The following is a 1,106-nucleotide window of genomic DNA, read 5'->3' as shown; positions in this document are numbered from 1 at the left end:
TAGCATTACTGGGCAGTATTTTTGCACAATGCTCATTGAGTCGAATACATGATCACCAACTAAAGAAGATTAGCGAATAATACATTTTCCAATGGATTGTGGTGCACAGCGTTGTCCCGAGGTCCAAATAGCATGATCAAATCGTGCATTATCTAAATTGCTGCCTATTAAGTTGGCTCCCGTTAAATCTGCATATGATAAATTGGCATTACTTAGATTGGCATTGTTTAAGTTCGCATTTTTAAGGTTAGCTCCCATCAGGTTGGCATGATTTAATTGCGTGCCATTAAGTATAGAACGTTGTAAATCATCATAACTCAGATCGGCATAATTTAACAGTGCTTGTGTAAAGTTAGCGCCTGCAAGGTGACTATTTGCTAGCCGTGCATTTGTTAAATCTTTTCCATGTAAATTGATATTAGGTTTTAAGCAATTACTCCAATTTACATGAGGAGTAGCATGGCTAGAGCAGTCAGCTAAAGGCTTGGGCTGTTGTTGAGGTGATAAGATTGCAATTACTGCAATAATAATTAAACTTAGAAAAACAACAAGAAAAGGTAACAAAATCTGTTGATGTTTATCACGAATCTTTTTTAATAATTGAGTGTGAAGTTGGCGTCGATGAAGGGTCCTTTCATTTTCAGGAAGACGGCGTTCTGTGCCTTCTCTTAGATTTTCAGGATTTTTTGTTTCACTTGTATCTAAATCTCGTCGGTCATAACCATTACGTTCATCTAAATTTATTTTAGTCTTTTCCATAACCTGGCCACTAACATCGGGGTGTAAACTTGTTAGGAATTGCAGTTGTTGCCAGTTTTTCTGATCATGACTAACTTCATGGTGCATAGAAAGGCGGCCAATAATAAGATTTTTCCTTATGATCGCACCTGTAAATGGGCCTTTAATGACCCCATCACAACGACTGTACCAAAGTATATTTTTATTTTCCATATGCTTCATCTAAGCGAGCTAAGAGCTTGTTATACTAGCACTGTGTTAATGAAAGTGGGTGTGTAATGCTTATTCAGCAGTCAATACAGAATACCTTGATGGTGGTAAATGATATTCCGAATCAATTACTGGCTGGATTGTCTGTAGGCCAACGT

1 protein-coding gene is annotated in these 1,106 nt (G+C 37.4%); it reads right to left on the bottom strand.

Annotation, left to right across the window (positions count from 1 at the left end; translation table 11 throughout):
* Positions 1-69: 69 nt before the first annotated feature.
* Positions 70-951 (bottom strand): pentapeptide repeat-containing protein, encoded by an 882-nt coding sequence (locus AC3AYF_RS21610; protein WP_487780520.1) that lies wholly within the window; start codon positions 949-951, stop codon positions 70-72.
* Positions 952-1,106: the final 155 nt, after the last annotated feature.

This window comes from Salinicola sp., from assembly GCF_982684285.1.
The sequence above is the reverse complement of the archived record's forward strand: the minus strand, read 5'-3'. Positions and strand labels throughout refer to the sequence as shown.

What these genes read in the sequence shown, in the direction of transcription:
- AC3AYF_RS21610 (WP_487780520.1), bottom strand. Translation starts at nt 951, where the DNA reads ATGGAAAATAAAAATATACTTTGGTACAGTCGTTGTGATGGGGTCATT.